Source organism: Candidatus Zixiibacteriota bacterium (assembly GCA_019038695.1).
In the GTDB taxonomy this organism is placed as follows: domain Bacteria; phylum Zixibacteria; class MSB-5A5; order GN15; family FEB-12; genus B120-G9.
The window spans coordinates 68,062-87,577 of the sequence record JAHOYZ010000025.1 but is presented as its reverse complement, the minus strand read 5'-3'; the positions used below and the strand labels follow the sequence as shown (position 1 = coordinate 87,577).

Sequence of the window (19,516 nt, the reverse complement as noted above, 5' to 3'; positions counted from 1 at the left end):
AATGCGGTGTTGACTGATACAGAGGAGCGTGCTATATTATTAGTGGGAGGAGGCCTACTATGGCAATTCTAATAAAACGAATCGAGTACTACTATTGTGCCGTGGAAGATAAACACGGTAAAGGTTATTGGCTGCTGGAGCATCTCAGACAGAAGAACGTGAATCTGGTGGCCTTTACGGCTTTTCCTACCGGGGGCGGCCGATCGCAGTTGGATTTTGTCCCCGATGATTCAGAGAAACTGGAAGCTGCCGTTGCAGAAGCTGGCGTGTCTCTTGTGGGTCCCAAGCATGCGTTTCTCGTTCAAGGTGAAGACGATGTGGGCGCTATCGTCGGTCTACACCAGAGGCTTAGTTCTGCCGGTATAAGCGTTCACGCTGCCAACGGAGTATCCGCTGGCTCCGCCCGCTTTGGTTACGTCCTCTGGGTAAAACCTCAGGATTATGAGAGAGCAGCGCAGGCACTTGGATTATAGTATTGGAGCGGCCCTGCGGTTTTCTGTTTCTTAATTAGATGGCAAGGGCGACCGTCACGCCCGACGCGGTGCATCGTTCGCTCACCTAGCGACAGATCTTCTGTCTGATGCGTTTGACAATTTGGAGTTCGGATAACTCAAAGAACACCGGCCGCTGTATCGCGATAAGGCTGGTACATTACTTGTTAATATGACTCATATTTCCTAAAAACCCTCCAGATACGAGATTTTCCCGTGTGGATATAGAGGGTGTTCCAGAAGAACGGCGGATGATGTGAGGTTGCTGCAGACCTTCTATGTCGGAATAGCTCGATCGGAGGAATCTAGACAAGAATGAACAAGAAAAGACCGCAATATTCATCTCCTCTTGGAGTTCATCAGATCGATAAGGATTCGAAGAAGGCGGGGGAGGCCGTAGTCACACATACTTTGATGCTCGCCACGGGCTCCGAGTACTTCATTCAACTCAGGAAGCTTGTCCCTGGGACATTTGAGTGGGCAATGGAGCAGCTGAAAGCGGGGCACTTGGTGAGACGAAGATCTATGTTTGGCAGTCTGCGGCCCGATGTGATCCAAGCACACGATTGGGAGATTTACGACAAGATTCAACCAGAGGACCTTTATCCCAAGGAATGGCTGGCGGCGGATACGGGTGAGATTATGGTAGACCAGTTGTTGAGCGCGTTTGTCCGTTTGTCAACTAACCCTGATTGTGAGGAATCCATGCGAGCCCTGATCGATGCGATGAATGCCCTCTCAGAGGCAACTAGAGCCAGTGAAGATGAAAGGCAAGAGGCAGGGAGAAAGGCACGGGAGGCGGCTCAGGATTATCAGAACAGAGGTGGTGGATGGATATAGCCCGGCCCTTTTCAGTGACTACTGAGCTTTGAGCAACTTTCGTTCGTCGATTCAGATTTCTTGAGTCAGCGTGAGCGGTGAGACTATGACCGCAAATCCCGTCTCGGCATGAGCCCTCCCCAGTCGATTACATACATTGTAGCGAGTTCCCTGATCGAGAGCAACTGCCGCTCTGAGAGCAGGTATGATCGACCAAGCTCAAGAAGCGATTCTATCTTCTTGGCGAGGTCTCTGGCCGCCGACTCGATTTGGTTGCCATCAATCAATGCGGACTGAAGTGCGACGCGATCAAGCATGTGCGGCTCAGGTCTTTCGTCAAGCAGCACTGAGGCGAGAACCGAGTTGGGATGTACCGATTCAAGGTCTTCGACCAGATCACACAGATCGTCCGTCAGCCAAAACACCTCACCGATCGCCTCTGCGAGCTGGGTCAAGTCCTGGCTGCGCTTCAGGACCTTTTCCATCGAATGTTGGACGAGCAGATACAGCGTGAGAAACGGGGTAACGGAGGTGTCCCTTCCGTCAGCCCATTTTACGCCCGGACCAACCGGAACAGCCACAGTGCTAGCCATCTCGGCAGCATACGATAGCCTTATGCTCTCTGCAATAATATCGCGAGCATCGGTCGATAGTCCCAGATCGTGAAACCGTTTGAAGAACGCTATGACAACATCGCTCAAGATGCGAATCTCTGCGGGAGCATGGTCGGTTGCTATCCACAAAGCAGATTCTATTGCCCCGTCGTTCCTCAGCAGCTGTTCCAGGGTCCTCTCATCCAGCAGCTCGAACAATAGTGGGCGATAGGAGACATTCCTGTCGAGGATGCGGTCGAAGAGAGCTATGCCCAGGTTATACAAAGAGCACACCTTTGCCACTGGCTCCCCAGCGGAAACTGTGGATGCGAGCAGTGTTTGCCACATGGTGGCATTTTGATAGCCGAAGGCCAGAGCGAATGGGATTCGATGTCGCAGGAGATTGTCTGAGCAGTCGTGCAGGGAATGCGGTTCCGAAGAGGAAACTTTCGCTGGATCAGGAATGAGAGATTCTAGACGTGTGCCGATCCGGAACTGATCGTGCATGTACCGATAGTAGTCCTCGTGTGCCGGCCAGAAGGAGTGTTTAGATATCTCGTCGATCATTGCCTTTCGAGCGCAGTTTTCAAGCTGCTTTCGGCTACAGTGGCTCGGCCAGGTGATATCCGGATACACTGGTAACACACTCGGGATTGCTATGACCGAGATTTCCCATATAGAGGTTTCAAGAACACGGTTTGTCCCTTTCTGTATCTTGAATGTGCAAGAACTTCCTCGAGTTGTCAAGAACCGCCCACTTTGTCGAAGGGCGGTCTGTGAGGCAGGTTCATCAACTGGATTGTCTCGAATCTTGTGGTTTGACAGTCAAACAATACTGAGTTGACCGGACAACTGTCTCAGAAAATGCAACCGGGACCTATCGCAAGAGTATAATCTCTAATTGCATTGTGAACCCGAATTGCTAACTTGGACACATGAAGAAACTCTTGTTTCCGCTATTAATACTTCTCGCTTCTGTGGCACACAGTGCATCGGTCCTGATTCCTATGGATGAGACGCAGACCGATCACCTCAAGGCATACGGGGCAGTATTCCAGACATTAGACGGGAACCTTAAGGGGCAATGGCTGCTCAATTATCGGGGTGGTTCTTTCCTGCTGGATTACTCACGTAGCCTGATAGACAAATGTCTCTTGATGGGTGTCACGGCCGAAAAGATTACCCAGGGGAAGGAAGCCGACATCTATCGACAGATGGAAGTCGAGAACATGGAGCGAGTTGAACTTGAAAAAGCTCCAAGCATCGCCGTCTATTCCCCACCATCAGCTCAACCCTGGGATGATGCCGTCACGCTGGCGCTGACCTATGCTGAGATCAAATACGACATCGTGTGGGATGAGGATGTGCTGAGCGGAGGGTTGGAGGATTACGACTGGCTGCATTGTCATCACGAGGACTTCACGGGGCAATACGGCAAGTTCTATGCGGCTTTTCGCGACAAATTGTGGTATCGAGCCGATGTGAAGAACAATGAAGAGATGGCAACTCGTCTCGGTTATAACAAAGTCTCCGACATGAAACTCGATGTCGCCCAGACCATTTATGACTACGTCCGGCGTGGGGGATTTCTCTTTTCGATGTGTAGCGCCCCCGAGACTATTGATATCGCTCTGGCCGCAACCGAAGTTGATGTTGTGCCGCGCGAGTTCGATGGCGACCCGATCGATCCCGGGGCGCAGGATAGATTGGATTTCACCAGGACGTTTGCCTTCGAGAACTTTACACCAACTTTCGATCCACTGCTGTATCGCCATTCGAATATTGATACCTACCCTGACCGTCAGATTCGATTTGTTACGGCCGAAGAGGATTTTTTCTTCCTGTTTGATTTCGCCGCCAAGCTTGACCCGGTGCCCACTATGCTTGTTCAGAATCATGTGAATACAGTTGGTGGTTTTATGGGTCAGACGACTGGATTTCGGAAATCGCTGCTGAAGAAGTTTGTCACTGTGCTTGGTCAGCCAGACAACTACGACGAAGTGCGATATATCCACGGCAACCTCGGTCGCGGTAGTTTCACTTTTCTATCGGGGCATGATCCGGAAGACTACCGCCACATGGTTCATGATCCACCGACAGAGTTGGAGTTGCACAAAAACTCGCCAGGTTATCGGTTGATTCTTAACAATGTCCTGTTTCCGGCGGCCAAACGTAAAGAGCGCAAGACCTGAGCGGTAACTTGTCCGTTACGAAGTATCCTGAGTTGACTTCATTTCCTCAAAGTTATACTATGGCCGTATGACAGAATCGTACGAACGAACTTTCATAGGGATAGACTACGGCGAACGTCGGATTGGTCTGGCTAAGAGCGATCCGACCGGGCTGATCGCGTCGGCACTTAAGACCCTACAGGTTGGTTCGCCAAAAGATGCGTTGCGGCAGATCGCCGAGGTTATCCGCGAGTACGAACCAAACGGTCTGGTGGTGGGGTATCCGGTCAATATCGACGGCGAGAAAACTCGTAAATGCCAGGAGATTGATCGATTCATCAAGAAACTAAAGACCGTCTATCCGGGACCAATCTATCGAGAGGATGAGCGACATTCCTCCGAGGATGCAGCCGACATTATACATGAGCACAGGAAACGTGCAGGATCGGATAAAGGCCGGATCGACCGACTGGCGGCGACAGTTTTCCTGCAGCATTTTCTTGATGAGTTGCCACGCGAATGACGATTGAGACCGTTAGAATATGACAGGATCGTTTTGAAGAAACTAATCACATATACACTTGTGACAATTTGTTTTGCGTTGGTTTCCTTCGCAATCTTTGCGTACTGGAGCCTCAACCGAACTACTGATCTGGGTGATCGGGTCGTGACCGTGGTAGTTGCTTCGGGCGACAATTTCAGCCACGTCGCCGACACGTTGTATGATGAAGGTGTGGTACAATCCCGGTTCTGGCTGGTTCTGTCTGCCCGGTTTACAAATATCGACACAAAATTGACCCCGGGACGATATGACTTCTGCGGAGCGAATTCGTGCCAGTCGGTACTATCCCGGTTTCGACAGGGTGATTTCCTGCGGGTCAAGATTACAGTTCCGGAAGGATGGCCGATTTGGAAGTTGGCATCTATGGTGGCGACCAAACTGGAACTTGATTCCGCGATCTTTGTTGCGCTCAATACCGACTCGACCTTTTTGGCCGAGAGTGGCTTGCCATATCTGGAAGGATTTCTGTTCCCCGAGACGTACCGCTTCGCCTGGGGTGTGTCGGAACAAACGGTGGCCCATGCTATGGTCGATCAATATCGAGAGCAAACAGACTCAGTGTGGCCCCACTCAATCGTAGATGGGCTAACTCGACTTGATATTGTCAAACTAGCCTCGATCATTGAAGCCGAAACGCGGCTTGACACCGAACGAGTACTGGTTGCTTCAGTCTACACCAATCGACTGCGACGATCCATGAAGCTGGACGCTGACCCGACCGTAATCTACGGTCTGGGTGGACTCGATCGCCCCCTATATCGACGCGACTTGAAACAAGACACGCCATATAATACTTACCTTCACAAAGGTCTCCCTCCGACACCTATCAACTCTCCCGGATTGGATGCTATCAAGGCCGCGCTTGACCCGGTTGAAACCGATTTTCTGTTCTTTGTGGCTGATGAGACGGGTGGGCATATTTTTTCTCGGACCAATGCCGAGCACAATCGCGCCCGCCAACGCATCAAAGCCAACAGCGACAAATAGCTGCTATCCACGATCGATAATGTCAAATCGATCGCATCGCATGAGGCGATGAAGTGTATAACGAGCAGCAACTAAAGAGAGTCACAGAAAAGGTGGGTGCAAATTGACTAATGGAAATGTTTCTCTCAACAAGAGACAGGGCCTCCTCGCGGCAAGTGTGGTAATCGGACTGGCTATGATTGTCTGCTGTCTCATCGCCGCCGGAACGGCAGTTAAGGTCAGGGGAATGGGCAACACAATCCGCGTCACCGGGGCCGCCTTCCAACCAATCCAATCCGATCTGGCCCTATGGGATGGCCAGTTCAGCGTACAATCGATGGTCCTCGAAGATGCCTACGAAACTCTGAAAAGCCACCGGGCGAAAGTAGCTGAGTTTATGAGCAAATCCGGCTTTGCTGAATCAGAATATGAATTCAGTGTTGTCCGCCTCCACAAGAGGATGACCCACGACCGGCGCGTGGGAGGGTATACGGTCTCACAAACGGTGGGGATCAAACTGGAAGACGTTGACCGGATAACGGCTCTGGCCAAAGAGGCCTCGACATTGATTGAACAGGGTGTCGCGATGGAATCACATTCACCGCAATATCTTTTTACTGGTTTGGACACGCTGAAAATCGAAATGATCAGACGAGCAACAGAGAACGCAAAACTCCGCGCCGCGCAACTGGCCGAAACTACCGGTAGGCGGGTCGGTGCTCCTATCTCTGCCGGCGTAGGTGTATTCCAGATTCGTCCGCTACACTCGCAACAGGTTTCGGGGCGTGGTATCAGCGATGTGTCGTCGATTGACAAGGAGATCGTTTCAACGGTCCATGTGAACTTCCTGATTGAGTGAGAGGGGCCCTCCGTGCATGTACCGGCAGACAGTCGTACCGGAGTTGACAACGACGAATTCGAAGGGTACGTTGGTATGAAGCTCAGTTGCCTCACCCGCCGCGGCGGGCTGGGAGATCAGTGATATTGTCGAAACTGAAGACAGTGTCGACCTAATCGGCTGCAAAACCGGTAGACGAGGACGTCTGCCGCGCACGGGACAATAGACGAACACAAGAGTACACTATGGAGGGATACTATGAAAAAGAGAATTGTAGTTTGTGCGGATGGGACATGGAATCAACCGGAGAAGAACCTCAAGGAAGATTTTCCCACCAACGTTCTTCGATTGGCGCGGGCCATCAAACCGGTTGGAAGAGACCAGTCTCCTCAACAGGTCTTCTACGATTGGGGTGTTGGCTCTTATCATGATCGGGTGATTGGCGGCGCAACCGGGAGAGGTCTGAACAAGAACATCATGGATGACTATCGGTACCTCGTTCAGAATTATTCTTCCGGTGATGAGATATACTTGTTCGGCTTCAGCCGCGGTGCCTACACCATAAGGTGTCTGTGTGGACTGATCAACAATTGCGGCATTATCAAGAGACCGGATGCGGCGCTAATACAAAAAGCATTCGAGGTCTACAAACGCAGCGGCCGTGCTTACCATCCCGATGGCGACAAATCAGTCGCCTTCAGGAATGAGCATTCCCACCGATCCAGAGAAGTGAAGTTTGTTGGTGTCTGGGATACCGTTGGTGCGATGGGCATACCGCTTTCCTTCCTGGGGCTGTTTGATGACAAGGATGAGTTTTATGATACGAAGATTGGCCGGAACGTTCGCATTGCCCGCCATGCCATGGCTATTGACGAACACCGGAGCGACTTTGAGCCAACTACCTGGACCCCAAGAGAGAACATGGACCTGGTGCAAGTGTGGTTTGCCGGCGCACATAGCAACATTGGCGGAAGTTATAAGCCTGACAAAGATGGCACCCTCATGTCCGATCATGCCCTGGGCTGGATGATCAAAGAGGCTCAGAGCTCGGGACTCTCCATAGAAACACATATCCGGCAGAGGTTAACCAATAATCCGCTGGCGACACTTCACAATTCCAGAAGGAAATTCTACCGGATCAAAAAGACGTTCTATCGCCCTATAGATCATAAGAAAGGCGCAGTGCTGATCCACGAATCGGTGAAACAGCGCTGGGACCAGGATGCCAAATACCGACCAAAGAATTTGGATAACTACATAAGCGCGAATAATGGCTGGCCGAGTGATCTTGTGCGATAGCCGTGGTCGGGTGGTTGTCCAACCTACTTCTGTATCAACTCGAGCAGATTCCCGTCCGGGTCCTGGAAACCCACAAACCGGCCCTCTGGTACTTCGGTTATCTCCGAGAAGAAACGCACACCTTGTGACGTCAGTTCAGCATAGTCGCGGTCGATGTCAGCACTGAGGAAGCAGACGACCGTGCCAGACTCGCTGCCGTAGCTGCCGGCGGAGGTTCGCGGCCGAGCTCCGGCCATGATGATAAGGATCGTCCCGGAGATGTCGAAGATCAGCCATTTCTGCGTTTCATCGACTAACCGGAGCCCAAGAACCCGTTGGTAGAAATCCTTCGCCTTGACCAGGTTCGAGACGAATGTCTGTACTTCAGCGAAGGCGAGATCCATACCCATACAACTCCTCCAACGTATCGAGCAACCTACCAAACCTCTGTCTACTCTGAATGATATAGAAAAATCACGGCTTTTCCTCAAAAAACTTGACATAGATATAATAAATCCATTATGCTCCTTTTTTAGAGACATGATAATAATATTATTGGCAAAAGCGTACGGATCAAGTGCGCGACCCGGTCTACCTGCCATGGAAGGAAGCTCCTATGCTACCTGATTTCCCTGGTCCGGGAGACCTGTTTTCAGATGATGTTGCCGTTATTGGCCATCCCCTCTATTGGGGATGGCTTTTTTTTGTTTAATTCTAAAGGAGGAAGTATGCAAAGACATCTGGCCGTAAGTAATGGAGAGTTTGCCAGGACAAGTCTTCTCCGGTCCACCCTGCTCAAGTCAGCCCGCCGCTGGTTTGAGGACAATTCGTTCATGGAGATTCAGGTTCCGCATATTACCGGAGCAACCGGGTCATGCGAGTGGTTTCCAAACGCCATGCCGGTATTGATGTATGACGCACAGGGGGATGAAAGATCGATGTTCTTGCGGCAGACCGGCCAATTATATCTTGAAGCTTTTACGGTCACCCACAACAGAGTCTACACTATCGGACCGTCCTTTCGGCAGGAGCGGAAAGTGACCGACCGGCATCTCTGCGAGTTCACCCTGATTGAGTTTGAAGGTCGTGATTTTACGCTTGATGGCTTGATGGATCATATTGAAAAGCTACTGAAGTCTATGTATAATAGTGTTTATTACCTTTACGACAATCAACGCATGAGAAGATACATAGACGGTTCCTTCAATCGGATATCGTATTCAGAAGCGATCACGGTTCTTCAGAATAACGGCTTTACAGTTGAGTATGGTGATGATTTGGGAAGCAAAGAGGAGGAATCGCTTTGCCGTCTACTCGATAATCAGCCGACTTTCGTGACCCACTATCCATCCGACCCCAGGCCAAAAGAGGGTGGCGTCATTAAGTTTTTCTCGATGAAACGTAACAATGGACACACTCTATGCTGTGACCTTCTTTTGCCGGATGCAGGGGAATCAGTCGGGGGAGCAGTCCGCGAAGGAAACTCGACTACTTGTAAAAAGCAATTTGAAGAATCCTATATGTACGACCATCTCCTTGAACGCGGAGTCGATCCAGCCCAGTTTGAGTGGTATTTCGAGATTCTGGGAGAGGCTTCGGGGCAATCGTCGGGATGCGGAATCGGGTTTGAGAGGGTGGTGCAGTCGATCATGGCTAGCGAAAACGGCCAGACCAGTATCAAGGCGGCGATTGAATTACCGCGTTCGCCGGAGTACCTGGTGCCGTGATGAAGTAGCGGGCTAAAATGACAAAAGATTCGAATGAATTACATTGAAAGGTGCCATAAGAAAGCCCGCGAGTGTAGATTACTCGCGGGCTTCATATTCTATGCGGATGGCCGGACTCGAACCGGCACGGATCGCTCCACTACCCCCTCAAGATAGCGTGTCTACCAGTTTCACCACATCCGCATCGACTTACAAATCGTACGGCAGGCTTATTGACCGCCGGTGTCAACGGGCTGTGCGGGACTGGTCGACATTCCCTCAATTCTCGAGGCATCTTCTATCTGCAAAGAAGCCGAATCAGCTGTTTGTTGCAGGCGTTGCTGCTCGAGAGCTCGCTCGCGTTCTTCCTGAGCCATTCGGGTTACAACCGACTCGGAATCGTCAACACCACCAGCGATGGATGTGGTGCGACTGCCCGCCGATAGAAAGGCGAGAACAATACAGTTGATCATAAACACAACGGCTAGAGCGGTGGTTGCTTTAGATAAGAACCCTCCGGCTCCACGGCCACCGAAGACAGCGCCACCGACGCCACCACCCCCGCCACCGCCAAACGCGGTTCCGGCCAGACCTTCCCCCTTACTCGATTGTAACAACACAACCATAATCAGGCCAGCGGCAACAATCACATGAAAAACTACCCAGGCAACAAACAAGTAATCAACCTCCGTCTACACAGCTTTGATAATCCCAATAAAGTCGGCCGCCTTCAGCGATGCTCCGCCGATAAGGCCGCCGTCTATATCCGGTTGCGACATCAATCCGGCCGCATTGCCGGGTTTCATTGAGCCGCCATATAAAATCGGGAGCGTCTTGGCGGCCTCGCTGTCGATCGCCGCGACCTTCTCCCGAATGAACTTATGCACTTCCTGGGCCATCTCGGGCGTGGCCGTCTTACCGGTACCAATCGCCCAAACCGGCTCGTAAGCAATCACCGACCGACTAATCATGTCAGCGGTGAAACCTGAGAGCGTACCCTCGACCTGACTGCCAACGACCTTCTTGGTCTCGTCGGCTTCTCTCTGCTCGATGCTTTCACCGACACAGATGATCGGGGTCAGTCCCTTAGCCAGCGCCAGCTTGGCCTTTACATTGACCTGCTGATCACTCTCACCGTGGAACTGCCTCCTCTCAGAGTGGCCCAATATAACATGGGTTACTCCAGCTGTCAAGAGCATGTCTGCGGAGACTTCACCCGTATATGCCCCTTTCTCAAAAGCCGACATATCCTGGGCTCCCACGGCTATATGGGTGCCGGAAACCAGTTTAGAGGCATGATGCAGAGACGTAAACGGAGGGCAAACCAACACCAGAGCCTTATTAGTCTCTGATCCATCCCACAGCATCTCTTCGATCAACTTTTGCGTCTCCGGGATAGTACAGTTGAGCTTCCAGTTACCAGCTATGATGATTTGACGCATGATCTCACTGCTCCTACTTTAGCTTGCCCTGTCAGAGCTGCAACACCCGGCAGAACTTTGCCTTCGAGGAATTCCAGTGACGCCCCACCGCCGGTAGATATGTGACTCAGCTTGTCTTGAAGACCGGCTTTGGCCACAGCGGCGGCAGAATCACCTCCACCCACAATTGTAGTCGCGCCGTCTGCAGTCAACTTGGCCAGTAACCTGGCGACGGCCAGTGTTCCTTCGGCAAATGGAGCGTGCTCAAAAACACCCATCGGGCCGTTCCAGACGATTGTCTTAGCACCGTCCAATTTCTCGGAAAAGAACTTGATCGACTCTGGTCCGATATCCAGCCCCATCATTCCGTCGGGAATCTTGTCGATATCCACGATTTGAGTCTCCGCATTGTCGGAAATCTCGGTCGCAATAACTACGTCAGATGGAAATACAAGGTCCGCCTGTGACGCTTTGGCTTTCTCGATGATCTCCCTCGCAAGGTCAACCTTGTCTTCTTCAACCAGTGAGTTGCCGATAGCGTAGCCCATCACCTTGGCGAACGTGAAAACCATGCCACCGCCAATAAGCAGTATGTCTACTTTGTCCATCAGGCTTGCGATGACATCAATCTTGCCGGAGATTTTGGCTCCCCCAAGAATCGCCGCAAAGGGTCGTTCCGGTTCGTCCAGAGCTTCACCCAGATACTTCAGCTCCTTCTCCATGAGGAAGCCAGCCACAGACTGGTTGAAATGTCTTGTTATGCCCTCGGTTGAGGCATGAGCACGGTGGGCAGTGCCAAAGGCATCGTTAACGAAGATGTCTCCCAGTGAGGCCAGTTTTCCGGCAAACTCCGGATCGTTTTTTTGTTCCTGGGGATGAAAACGGAGATTCTCCAAAAGGAGACAATCGCCATCCTTCATTTTTTCAACAACGTTCGCCGCTTCGGGACCGATGCAATCTTCGGCAAACCCTACTTCGCTTCCCAGCAATTCCGACAGCCGTTTGGCAGTCGGACGCAGGGATAACTTCGGGACATGTTTCCCCTTGGGACGGCCCATATGGGAATAGGCGATCACCATCCCGCCATCTTCAAGAATCTTCTTGATGGTTGGTAGTGCGGCGCGGATACGCCGGTCATCGGTGATGTTCTGTTTGTCATCAAGGGGAACATTGAAATCCACCCGTACCAATACTCGGCGTGAGCGGAAATTAATATCAGCCACAGTTACTTTGTTCATGATATTCCCTTGCTGCAAATTGCTAAAGCATGATCCTCATCATATCAACCATACGGCTGGAGAAGCCCCATTCATTGTCATACCAACTGAAAACCTTTGCGAACTTCCCTTCGGCCATAGTCATCTTACTGTCAAATATCGAACCGTGCGGGTTGCCGACGATGTCGATGGATACCACCGGGTCCTCGCAGTATTCCAACGCCCGTGCCAACCCTGGCGTGGCGGCTGCTTTCTTGATAGCCGCGTTGATTTGCTCGGCAGTAGCTTCCTTCTTCAACATAACGGCCAAATCAACCATCGATCCGTTCGGGGTAGGCACCCTGATAGCACAACCGTCCATCTTGCCCTCAAGTTCCGGAAGAATGAGCGCAATCGCCTTGGCCGCTCCGGTTGTCGTCGGAATCATTGATAGCGCCGCAGAACGCGCCCGCCGCAGATCCTTGTGGGGAGCATCAAGAAGGCGCTGGTCACCGGTGTAGGAATGAATTGTGGTCATAAAGCCGTGCTCAATTCCAAACGTCTCGAGGAGAACCTTGCACACGGGAGCCAGACAATTGGTGGTGCAGGAGCCAATGGAGATGATATGATGTTTGGCTTTGTCATACTTAGCGCAATTGATGCCCGGAATGAACGTCCCGTCATGTCCTTTGGCTGGTGCTGAGATCAGGACCTTTTTGGCACCAGCTTCAATGTGCTTACCGGCTGTTTCTTTGGTTCGGAATAGACCGGTACATTCGAGGACAATATCCGCACCGAGTTTTTTCCACGGCAACTGGGCGGGGTCTCTCTCGGCGCTTATCGGAATGACCTTGCCGCCGACAACCAGATTGGAACCGTCAGCTTTGACGTCTTCCGGATAGCGTCCGTGGACCGAGTCATACTTCAGGAGATGCGCCAGTGTCTCGGCGCTAGTAATATCATTGATACCGACAAACTCGATATCCGTACCGCGGGCTGCCTTGAAAACGAGTCGCCCGATCCTACCAAATCCGTTAATTCCGACTTTCATTCCAACCTCCGTTTAGGCTTGAGGCCATCCTTCCATGCAGCCAAAAGATATTCAGGTGCAATGCAGAACGCAAGAATATCCGGTTGCAGAGAAATGGTTCCGACAGTAGCAATACTGCCTCGCTATGAGCCTATTTCAAGTTAATGCTGAAAAACTTATCATTTTCTTTATACATCGGAGACTATGATGCAAAACTCTACAGTTGATTTTGAGCGGTTCGTTATTGGTCTGTGCTTCTCCTCTACCTCACCCTCACTGCTTCCGGCGATTTGTTAAACTCTCGAAGAAGAATCACGATTGACGGAGAATAGAACGAAGCCCACTGGCGCCAGGTCGGGGGGCTTTTTGTGTTTCAAAATATCCGGACTATGCGTATATTTCTAGTATAGCCTCATTGATGAATCATAGCCCATGATGTGTATAGTAGAGATCTGTTTAGACCTGTAGTAATGGAGTACGATTATGAAAACATTCTTCCTGTTTACGAAACTCGGGCCCGACGCCAGTGCGCAAATGAGAGATCGGGCCAAGGTTGGCCGCAACTGGCTGGAGCAGGTGCGGGAGAAGTGCCCCGAGGTTAAGTTCATCGGCCACTATGGACTGCTGGGCACGTACGACTTTGTTGATATCTACGAAGCGCCTGATGAAGAAGTCGCCGCCAAGGTATCTATGATCAGCATGGCCAACGGGGCCGTTCACGCCGAGAGCCATATCGCTATTCCCTACAAACGGCTGGTCGAACTCGCCGGAGAGATCTGAGTAGACGCCGGATTGGTGTACAACTGCGCCGGTCTACATTCACAGCAGGGAACGGACCTTGACACCGGAGACAGATTACCAGCGTCTACGGGCATGGTGGCGGTGCAGCTCCTCCTTTGAACATGTAGGCCACAAGGTAGGTCAGATCGCTAACATCGATGGGGCCTGACGGACCGGTTTGGCCGTCAACATTTGCCTCCTCTGCGCACTCCGGCCTGGAGCCTTCGATAAAGAGATACGCTACCAGTGCGACCAGGTCGGAAGTGTCAATTATCCCTCCGACGCCAACCAAATCGAAGAAATTACTCCGATTCTGACAGCACCCAACGCACTCCGTAGTTGTGTCCGCCACTAGGCAGCAGACGCCAACCATACAGAACGAACCGGCGGGAGTGAATATCCCGATAACTCGAACTCGATCACCGTGCGAGAACCCATCCAGGTTGCCGTAGACTACGATGTACAAATTGATTGATTGAAACAGCAGTCGTTTTGCAGTTCCGTTGGATTTTCTCCGAAGACGGTAGATATATCCCAACGAGTGGAAAAGACCTGATGCTACATGGGGTATTATACCATCGTGTCTCAGCGTATCTGGAAGTATTCTGAAAGTTGAGGGTGCGACGTCAATATTTCCGCCACGTAGGCGGAGTCTTCCCTCAGGTTGGCGATCTGTTGCAGAATAGTCGCCGCATTTTCATAGGATTGCCGGGCCAGGAATATGTCGATCAGATCCTTGAGAATCTCCGACGGAATGTCCGGCAACAGAACCATTTTTTCCAACACGGCCTGGCATTCCGCTTGTCGGCCATCTTCCTGATAGAGGCGAACAAGGTAGGATAACGGTTCTACCATCTGAGAATCCAGGTCTGTGGCTCGCAGGAAGGCCGTTTCGGCTTTGTCGCGTTCCCCCATCCACAACCATGCATATCCGAGATTATGAATAATCGTTGGATTGTGTGGATTGAGTCCGTCGGCTATCTGAAGAATCTGAAGTGCGGTATCGTATCTCTGCATCTCGATTAGACACTGGCCCATATTGGAATAGGCTGGCCAGTAAGTCGGGTTGATTGCGATCGCTTTTTCATTGAGACGGAGGGCTTCCCCATATCGCTTTTGGTCCACCAATCCAACAGCCTGACTTCCAAGTTGTGTCTCCGGGTAGTTCTGTTTATGTCTCCTCAGTTCAGCATATTCACCGATGATGTCTCCGGTGCGCCGATAGTAATCGACGAGCACCTGGCTAGTGGCCCTATTCTTGGCCAAGTCAAGTTCAACATAATTCATCAGGTGCTTGATGGCCAGCCCGGGGGAGCGATAAACCATAACGTGAGCCGACAGCCCCACCAGACTCAAGATGATACACAGCATGGCTGTCCATTTACTACCGCGAATCAGAATTCTATTGTCAAGCAGTAGCAGGTAGCCCACAACCACCAAGGGTACACCTGCAAATGCGAACAGATCACGATCACGTGGCATGCCCAACCGTGGTTCAAGCACAAAAACTACAAACAGGCACGTAGCGGTCAGGATAGCCAGAAATCGAAACTGGGGTTCGCGAATAATCTTCCGCACCGGAAGAAAGAAGCTCACACCGACCACCAGTGGTAAGCCCGGCAGAAGAAAAACCAGCAGGTTGAAATAATCAATGATGTGGGCCTTGGAGAACAATGTGTAGCCGGCTGCTGTTACCTCAATCGGAATGATGGGCACGAATGCGTAGCGAAAGTAGTAGTTGTTCAAATACAGGTAGATGAAAGTCAGGATCATGATTTTCAGGACTATGAGAACTGATATGACTTGCCATTTGATGTGAAGGCGAGACCACCAGTCCGCCAACCATGTTTTTCGTAGGAGCAGGTAAAGAGCGGCTGGCACTAGAGCAATACCAATCACGTGGAAAACGACTGTTATTAAGGCAGTGATGAGAGCCCATCGAGGATGACAGAGTCCGCGTCCAGCAAGAACACCAGTGAGAGTGAATACGGTCACACTCAGGACCAGGAGGCTGTAATTCTCAACATGACCAAAGAACAGAAAGACAAAGCCGCCGCTAGCCAACCCCAGCGAAAACAAGATCCTATTGACGGTACCTTGAAACAGGTGGCATGCAAAAAGCGGCACACCGACCAAGAACAGTCCGCCAGCCACTACGGACACAACCTGGTAGCTCAGTAATGCAGCTTGTCTCGTTGTTCCCAACAGGGATTTGAAGCAGGCATGAAGCCAGGCTTCTCCCAGCTCGGTGTTTTTCAGGAAGGGGTCTTCATTGATGAGATGGGAGAGAATCTGGTAGCCGTCGCCGATGAAGTGGGTTTGTTCGCGAAGGAACCAGAAGGCGCAGATACCTCCGATGACGAGACAAATGTGGAACCAGATGAAGGACCGTTGGCTTGTTGTAGTATCATTGGCATTGAGTTCAACAGTAGTACTTCTGCCAAACACCAGATAAGTTGTGATGCTCGCGATCAGCGCCAGCGCAGAGATGGAAATGGGGACTACGTGCCCGATAAAACCCCACATATTGAAACCCCAAACGCGTCCGACAGGAAACAGTGCGGCCACTACATAACCGGCTAGTACTATGAGTACCAGCCCGCAGTCGAGCGCTAAACGACGATCAATAGTTTTCAGCATACTGTCCTGCATCCATCGAAAAATCCACGAATCCGCGCGACATTTCAGCCAACAAAAAACCCTCCATGATATAGCAGGAGGGTTTTGTTCAGCTTTCGCGCGAGAAGCTTATCCGTAGATTTCTTTCTCGTTGCATTTGCAAACGCCAACATTAAGAGACCGGTACTTCCATCCGTTCTCACTCTTAACTGCCTTGACGTGCTTAATGTACGCCAACTCAGTGTCGCAGACCGGGCAGGTTGAGGTGAAACCTCTTTTAGCGGCCTTGTCAGCGAAGCTCTGTTTCTTAGCCATGTGGGAATGTCTCCTCGATTTCCAGTTTGTCCTCGTTCTCCAAAACGGCCAGTTCCTGTTTTACCGCCAAAAGCAACCGGGTAGTCTCCCGATACAAAGCAAACTCCCGGTTCGTCTGGAACTCGGGGGCCGCTCTGTCAAAGTACTCGGAAGCTATCCGATAATCTTTATCCTTCAGCGCCAACAGGGCCTGGCAATACGCCTTCTCGGAAGGATTAAGCATCAGCCTGTTCTCCTCTCAGACGGCGTTCGGCTTCTTTGAGCCTTTTCACATACGGCTCAGTTCTATAGCCGCTTTGCTTCAAATAATATATGGCAAACGCGGACAAAAGCAAGGCATCTTTATTCCCCTGTATCGAGGCCATCTTGAGGCTGTCATCGATGGCTGAAAGCAGGTGTTTTCGGTTCTGGCCTACTCGTTGGAGCAAGATCCGGCAATGAACCAGAGCCTGGTCAAAGGCGGCTATAGACTCATCAAGCGGTTGATCAGCTTCCTCTGCTCCTCGCTTCAACACAATCTTGCGGTGTTCCTGACCTGACTTTGACGGTGATTTCCCGTCATGGCGATTCCACCGGCTGATCTCGGACGAGATCTTTCTGGCGGCTGGTGAAGACTGTTCGTTCACATTTAACTGGGCACCGATATTTGAAAGAAGTTCACCGATTCGGTTGCTATCACCCGAGCGCAGCGTACTCTCCTCCAACCACTGATTGTGACCGGCAAACCACTGGCCCAGACGATCCGTAATCTCAAAGCCTTCGGCAGAGGATAACGCGATATCATCTAGATTGTTAAGGCCATTCAATACATCCAGACGGTCTTGTTTCAGCCTTATGGCACTCTCAAGAAAGGATTCAAGAACACCTTCGAGCGATCTGAGAACTTCAATTTGACTCAATCAACACGCTCCACAGTCGTTTTCGTGATTCTTCTGCCCACCATTCGATTGGCAGTTTTTTCCGTCAGGTAGCTCTCGAACAGATTGGCCAGCCGGTTGGTCATTTTCTCCAAATTCACAGATGTCTCCGCTGGAGATCGATCTGTCTTGGTGATGATTCCGGCCAGGCTCAATTGAGCCAGCATCTTGAGAGTCTCATCCTGCTCGACCGGAGATAGTTTGCAGATTTGTGTCAGGGATCGATGCCCATCGACCAACGCCATTATATTCCACTCTGCCGCACGCATGCTTACCGTTCGTGAACGTCCTGCCTGGGCGGCTGAGATAGTATACACGTCGTCAAGGTTGGGCAGGGTTTCTTTGATCATGTTTGCCTCATCCAGACGTCGCAAACCCTCGAGAATGACATTCTCTACCGAAAGCTTGACCTGGATTTCCTCTTCAGTGGGGAACTGCCCCTCATAGAACTTAAATGACCCGTCCTGCCACGACAGCAACGAATACAACAACTCCTCAACCTGCTTTTTGACCACTGACTCCAGGTCGGCTCGATCAATAAACTGTTGCGAGATCAGTATTTCACCAAGACGTTTGGAGTTCTCACCCTTTGCTTGCAGCTTGATTGCTTCATCGAGCTGGTCGGCCTTGAGTGCTCCCCGATCCTTAAGCAATTGTCCCAGGTGGAAAGTCTGTCGCGGGCCATAACCGTAGAAAATTTCGCCTTCCTTGAAGTAGACCATCACGATCGAGTCGTCCTTCTGAATACCAAGAGTTCCCGACTTGCGACCAGAGGCTATCAACTGCAAGATCTCCGGCAACGTGAAGCGCTCTATGCTTCCTTGAAGATCAAGATCCATTTATACTCCCCACTGATTTGCTATTTTTCTCAGCCTATGATATTGTACCAAGGGCTTGCTCTTCTGTTTTAAGTTGCTGAACAACAAGAAGGTACGGACAAGCCACTATTTTCGTCCGTGAACCTTACGAATGGCAAGAAGTTACACCTCTCGCTGTTGATCATATACTTCCATAGTATCAGGTATTTATCGGTGGTATGTCAACGAAAAAAAACACCTTCAACTGTGTCTTTGTGGGACTTTGGAGTACTCTGCTGTGGGTGTGGCCGTTTTATCTTCTTTGGCCATAACCGTCGGGTTATATTTTGATTCGAAGAGGTGGAAATATTGGCTGAGACGGATCAAATCATACTGAATCAAATCATCCACAAGGGCGGGAAGGTTCTGGTGAGTCTTTCCAGTCTGGATGAGTCGCTCAGAATTAGTGAAGAGGCTCTCTATCGACATCGTCTGGTAGAGGGGACGGTTCTAACGCCTGCGCAGGTCGAGCAACTGATCACCGAGGCAAAACACTGGCAATGTCGGCAGGAAGCAATGCGTCTTCTGGCCTTGCGACAACATGCCACTCGTGAATTGTTGTTCAAGCTGGGACGGAAGGATTTTGATCGTGAGTTGGTCGGGGAGGTTGTAGCCGAGATGACCCGGCAGGGACTGCTCGATGATGCGCAACACGCGTACAATCTGGGGATGGCCCTGTTGCGGCGGCGACCGTGCGGTCGACCATACCTCGTGGCACATCTTCAGAAGAAATATATTGATCGTTCCATTGCCGAAGATGCTGCCGAGGCTTGTTTGAGTGGAACCGAAGAATCCGACCTGGCTGGCGACGCCCTTCGGCAACGTAGCAGAGAATATGAGAAGTTTGAACTTGAAGTGGCCCGACGCAAGGCCTATAATTATCTGGCACGTCGGGGCTTTAGTTACGGGGCCGTCAAAACGGCCATTGACGAACTCATTGATCGTGAAACAAGGTAG

General features: G+C 51.1%; 22 protein-coding genes and 1 tRNA gene. 10 read left to right on the top strand and 13 right to left on the bottom strand.

Translation table 11 applies throughout. The annotated features are described in order from the left end of the window. Window positions 1–59 precede the first annotated feature (59 nt). The gene (locus KOO62_08995) at window positions 60–473 is read left to right on the top strand and encodes a hypothetical protein (GenBank protein ID MBU8934132.1); all 414 of its coding nucleotides are present in this window, start codon (window positions 60–62) and stop codon (window positions 471–473) included. A 333-nt stretch (window positions 474–806) separates the two neighbouring features. Beyond that, on the top strand, window positions 807–1,331 hold the full coding sequence (locus KOO62_08990; GenBank protein ID MBU8934131.1) for a hypothetical protein: 525 nt from the start codon (window positions 807–809) through the stop codon (window positions 1,329–1,331). A gap of 83 nt (window positions 1,332–1,414) precedes the next feature. On the opposite strand, the gene KOO62_08985 is transcribed toward KOO62_08990, so the two are convergent. Next, a complete protein-coding gene (locus tag KOO62_08985) occupies window positions 1,415–2,470 on the bottom strand; it encodes a hypothetical protein (protein MBU8934130.1) in 1,056 nt (351 codons plus the stop codon). A 368-nt stretch (window positions 2,471–2,838) separates the two neighbouring features. Here KOO62_08985 and KOO62_08980 point away from each other — a divergent pair, with 368 nt between their 5' ends. The 5 genes from KOO62_08980 to KOO62_08960 all read left to right on the top strand — a co-directional run bounded on the left by KOO62_08980 (window position 2,839) and on the right by KOO62_08960 (window position 7,739). After that, on the top strand, window positions 2,839–4,095 hold the full coding sequence (locus tag KOO62_08980) for an asparagine synthetase B (GenBank protein ID MBU8934129.1): 1,257 nt from the start codon (window positions 2,839–2,841) through the stop codon (window positions 4,093–4,095). Window positions 4,096–4,162: 67 nt separating this feature from the next. Next, window positions 4,163–4,597, top strand: a complete 435-nt coding sequence (gene ruvX / locus KOO62_08975; GenBank protein ID MBU8934128.1) for a Holliday junction resolvase RuvX — start codon at window positions 4,163–4,165, stop codon at window positions 4,595–4,597. 33 nt (window positions 4,598–4,630) lie between these two features. Further along, on the top strand, window positions 4,631–5,623 hold the full coding sequence (mltG, locus tag KOO62_08970) for an endolytic transglycosylase MltG (protein MBU8934127.1): 993 nt from the start codon (window positions 4,631–4,633) through the stop codon (window positions 5,621–5,623). Between the two features lie 103 nt (window positions 5,624–5,726). Beyond that, window positions 5,727–6,461, top strand: coding sequence for an SIMPL domain-containing protein (locus KOO62_08965; GenBank protein ID MBU8934126.1), 735 nt, complete (start codon window positions 5,727–5,729; stop codon window positions 6,459–6,461). A gap of 237 nt (window positions 6,462–6,698) precedes the next feature. Next, window positions 6,699–7,739 carry a DUF2235 domain-containing protein gene (locus KOO62_08960; protein MBU8934125.1) on the top strand — a complete coding sequence of 347 codons (1,041 nt, stop codon included), beginning with the start codon at window positions 6,699–6,701 and terminating at the stop codon, window positions 7,737–7,739. A gap of 23 nt (window positions 7,740–7,762) precedes the next feature. Here KOO62_08960 and KOO62_08955 read toward each other — a convergent pair whose 3' ends face one another. Continuing rightward, entirely contained in the window at window positions 7,763–8,128 is a 366-nt protein-coding gene (locus KOO62_08955) for a VOC family protein (GenBank protein MBU8934124.1), read from the bottom strand. A 318-nt stretch (window positions 8,129–8,446) separates the two neighbouring features. Here KOO62_08955 and KOO62_08950 point away from each other — a divergent pair, with 318 nt between their 5' ends. Beyond that, window positions 8,447–9,445 carry a hypothetical protein gene (locus KOO62_08950; protein MBU8934123.1) on the top strand — a complete coding sequence of 333 codons (999 nt, stop codon included), beginning with the start codon at window positions 8,447–8,449 and terminating at the stop codon, window positions 9,443–9,445. Between the two features lie 101 nt (window positions 9,446–9,546). Here KOO62_08950 and KOO62_08945 read toward each other — a convergent pair. The 5 genes from KOO62_08945 to gap all read right to left on the bottom strand — a co-directional run bounded on the left by KOO62_08945 (window position 9,547) and on the right by gap (window position 13,092). Continuing rightward, window positions 9,547–9,628, bottom strand: a tRNA-Leu gene (locus tag KOO62_08945). A gap of 26 nt (window positions 9,629–9,654) precedes the next feature. Further along, the gene (secG, locus tag KOO62_08940; GenBank protein MBU8934122.1) at window positions 9,655–10,101 is read right to left on the bottom strand and encodes a preprotein translocase subunit SecG; all 447 of its coding nucleotides are present in this window, start codon (window positions 10,099–10,101) and stop codon (window positions 9,655–9,657) included. A gap of 15 nt (window positions 10,102–10,116) precedes the next feature. Next, on the bottom strand, window positions 10,117–10,866 hold the full coding sequence (gene tpiA / locus KOO62_08935) for a triose-phosphate isomerase (GenBank protein MBU8934121.1): 750 nt from the start codon (window positions 10,864–10,866) through the stop codon (window positions 10,117–10,119). Further along, window positions 10,848–12,083 carry a phosphoglycerate kinase gene (locus tag KOO62_08930; protein MBU8934120.1) on the bottom strand — a complete coding sequence of 412 codons (1,236 nt, stop codon included), beginning with the start codon at window positions 12,081–12,083 and terminating at the stop codon, window positions 10,848–10,850. Before KOO62_08930 ends, tpiA begins: the two co-directional genes overlap by 19 nt. A 22-nt stretch (window positions 12,084–12,105) precedes the next feature. Next, complete coding sequence (gene gap, locus KOO62_08925) at window positions 12,106–13,092, bottom strand: type I glyceraldehyde-3-phosphate dehydrogenase (GenBank protein ID MBU8934119.1); 987 nt, start codon at window positions 13,090–13,092, stop codon at window positions 12,106–12,108. Window positions 13,093–13,554: 462 nt separating this feature from the next. Here gap and KOO62_08920 point away from each other — a divergent pair, with 462 nt between their 5' ends. Further along, the gene (locus KOO62_08920) at window positions 13,555–13,851 is read left to right on the top strand and encodes a GYD domain-containing protein (protein MBU8934118.1); all 297 of its coding nucleotides are present in this window, start codon (window positions 13,555–13,557) and stop codon (window positions 13,849–13,851) included. 85 nt (window positions 13,852–13,936) lie between these two features. Here KOO62_08920 and KOO62_08915 read toward each other — a convergent pair whose 3' ends face one another. From KOO62_08915 to KOO62_08890, 6 genes are all read right to left on the bottom strand, one after another. Continuing rightward, window positions 13,937–14,317 (bottom strand): hypothetical protein, encoded by a 381-nt coding sequence (locus tag KOO62_08915; GenBank protein MBU8934117.1) that lies wholly within the window; start codon window positions 14,315–14,317, stop codon window positions 13,937–13,939. 119 nt (window positions 14,318–14,436) lie between these two features. After that, complete coding sequence (locus KOO62_08910; GenBank protein MBU8934116.1) at window positions 14,437–16,491, bottom strand: tetratricopeptide repeat protein; 2,055 nt, start codon at window positions 16,489–16,491, stop codon at window positions 14,437–14,439. A gap of 108 nt (window positions 16,492–16,599) precedes the next feature. After that, entirely contained in the window at window positions 16,600–16,785 is a 186-nt protein-coding gene (locus tag KOO62_08905) for a hypothetical protein (GenBank protein ID MBU8934115.1), read from the bottom strand. Further along, a complete protein-coding gene (locus tag KOO62_08900) occupies window positions 16,778–17,008 on the bottom strand; it encodes a hypothetical protein (GenBank protein ID MBU8934114.1) in 231 nt (76 codons plus the stop codon). The genes KOO62_08905 and KOO62_08900 overlap by 8 nt, the downstream gene beginning before the upstream one ends. After that, window positions 17,001–17,684, bottom strand: a complete 684-nt coding sequence (locus KOO62_08895; protein ID MBU8934113.1) for a hypothetical protein — start codon at window positions 17,682–17,684, stop codon at window positions 17,001–17,003. Before KOO62_08895 ends, KOO62_08900 begins: the two co-directional genes overlap by 8 nt. Further along, on the bottom strand, window positions 17,681–18,541 hold the full coding sequence (locus KOO62_08890) for a DUF4388 domain-containing protein (protein MBU8934112.1): 861 nt from the start codon (window positions 18,539–18,541) through the stop codon (window positions 17,681–17,683). The genes KOO62_08895 and KOO62_08890 overlap by 4 nt, the downstream gene beginning before the upstream one ends. 327 nt (window positions 18,542–18,868) lie before the next feature. Between KOO62_08890 and KOO62_08885 the strand changes: the two genes are divergently transcribed. Continuing rightward, a complete protein-coding gene (locus KOO62_08885) occupies window positions 18,869–19,516 on the top strand; it encodes a recombination regulator RecX (protein ID MBU8934111.1) in 648 nt (215 codons plus the stop codon).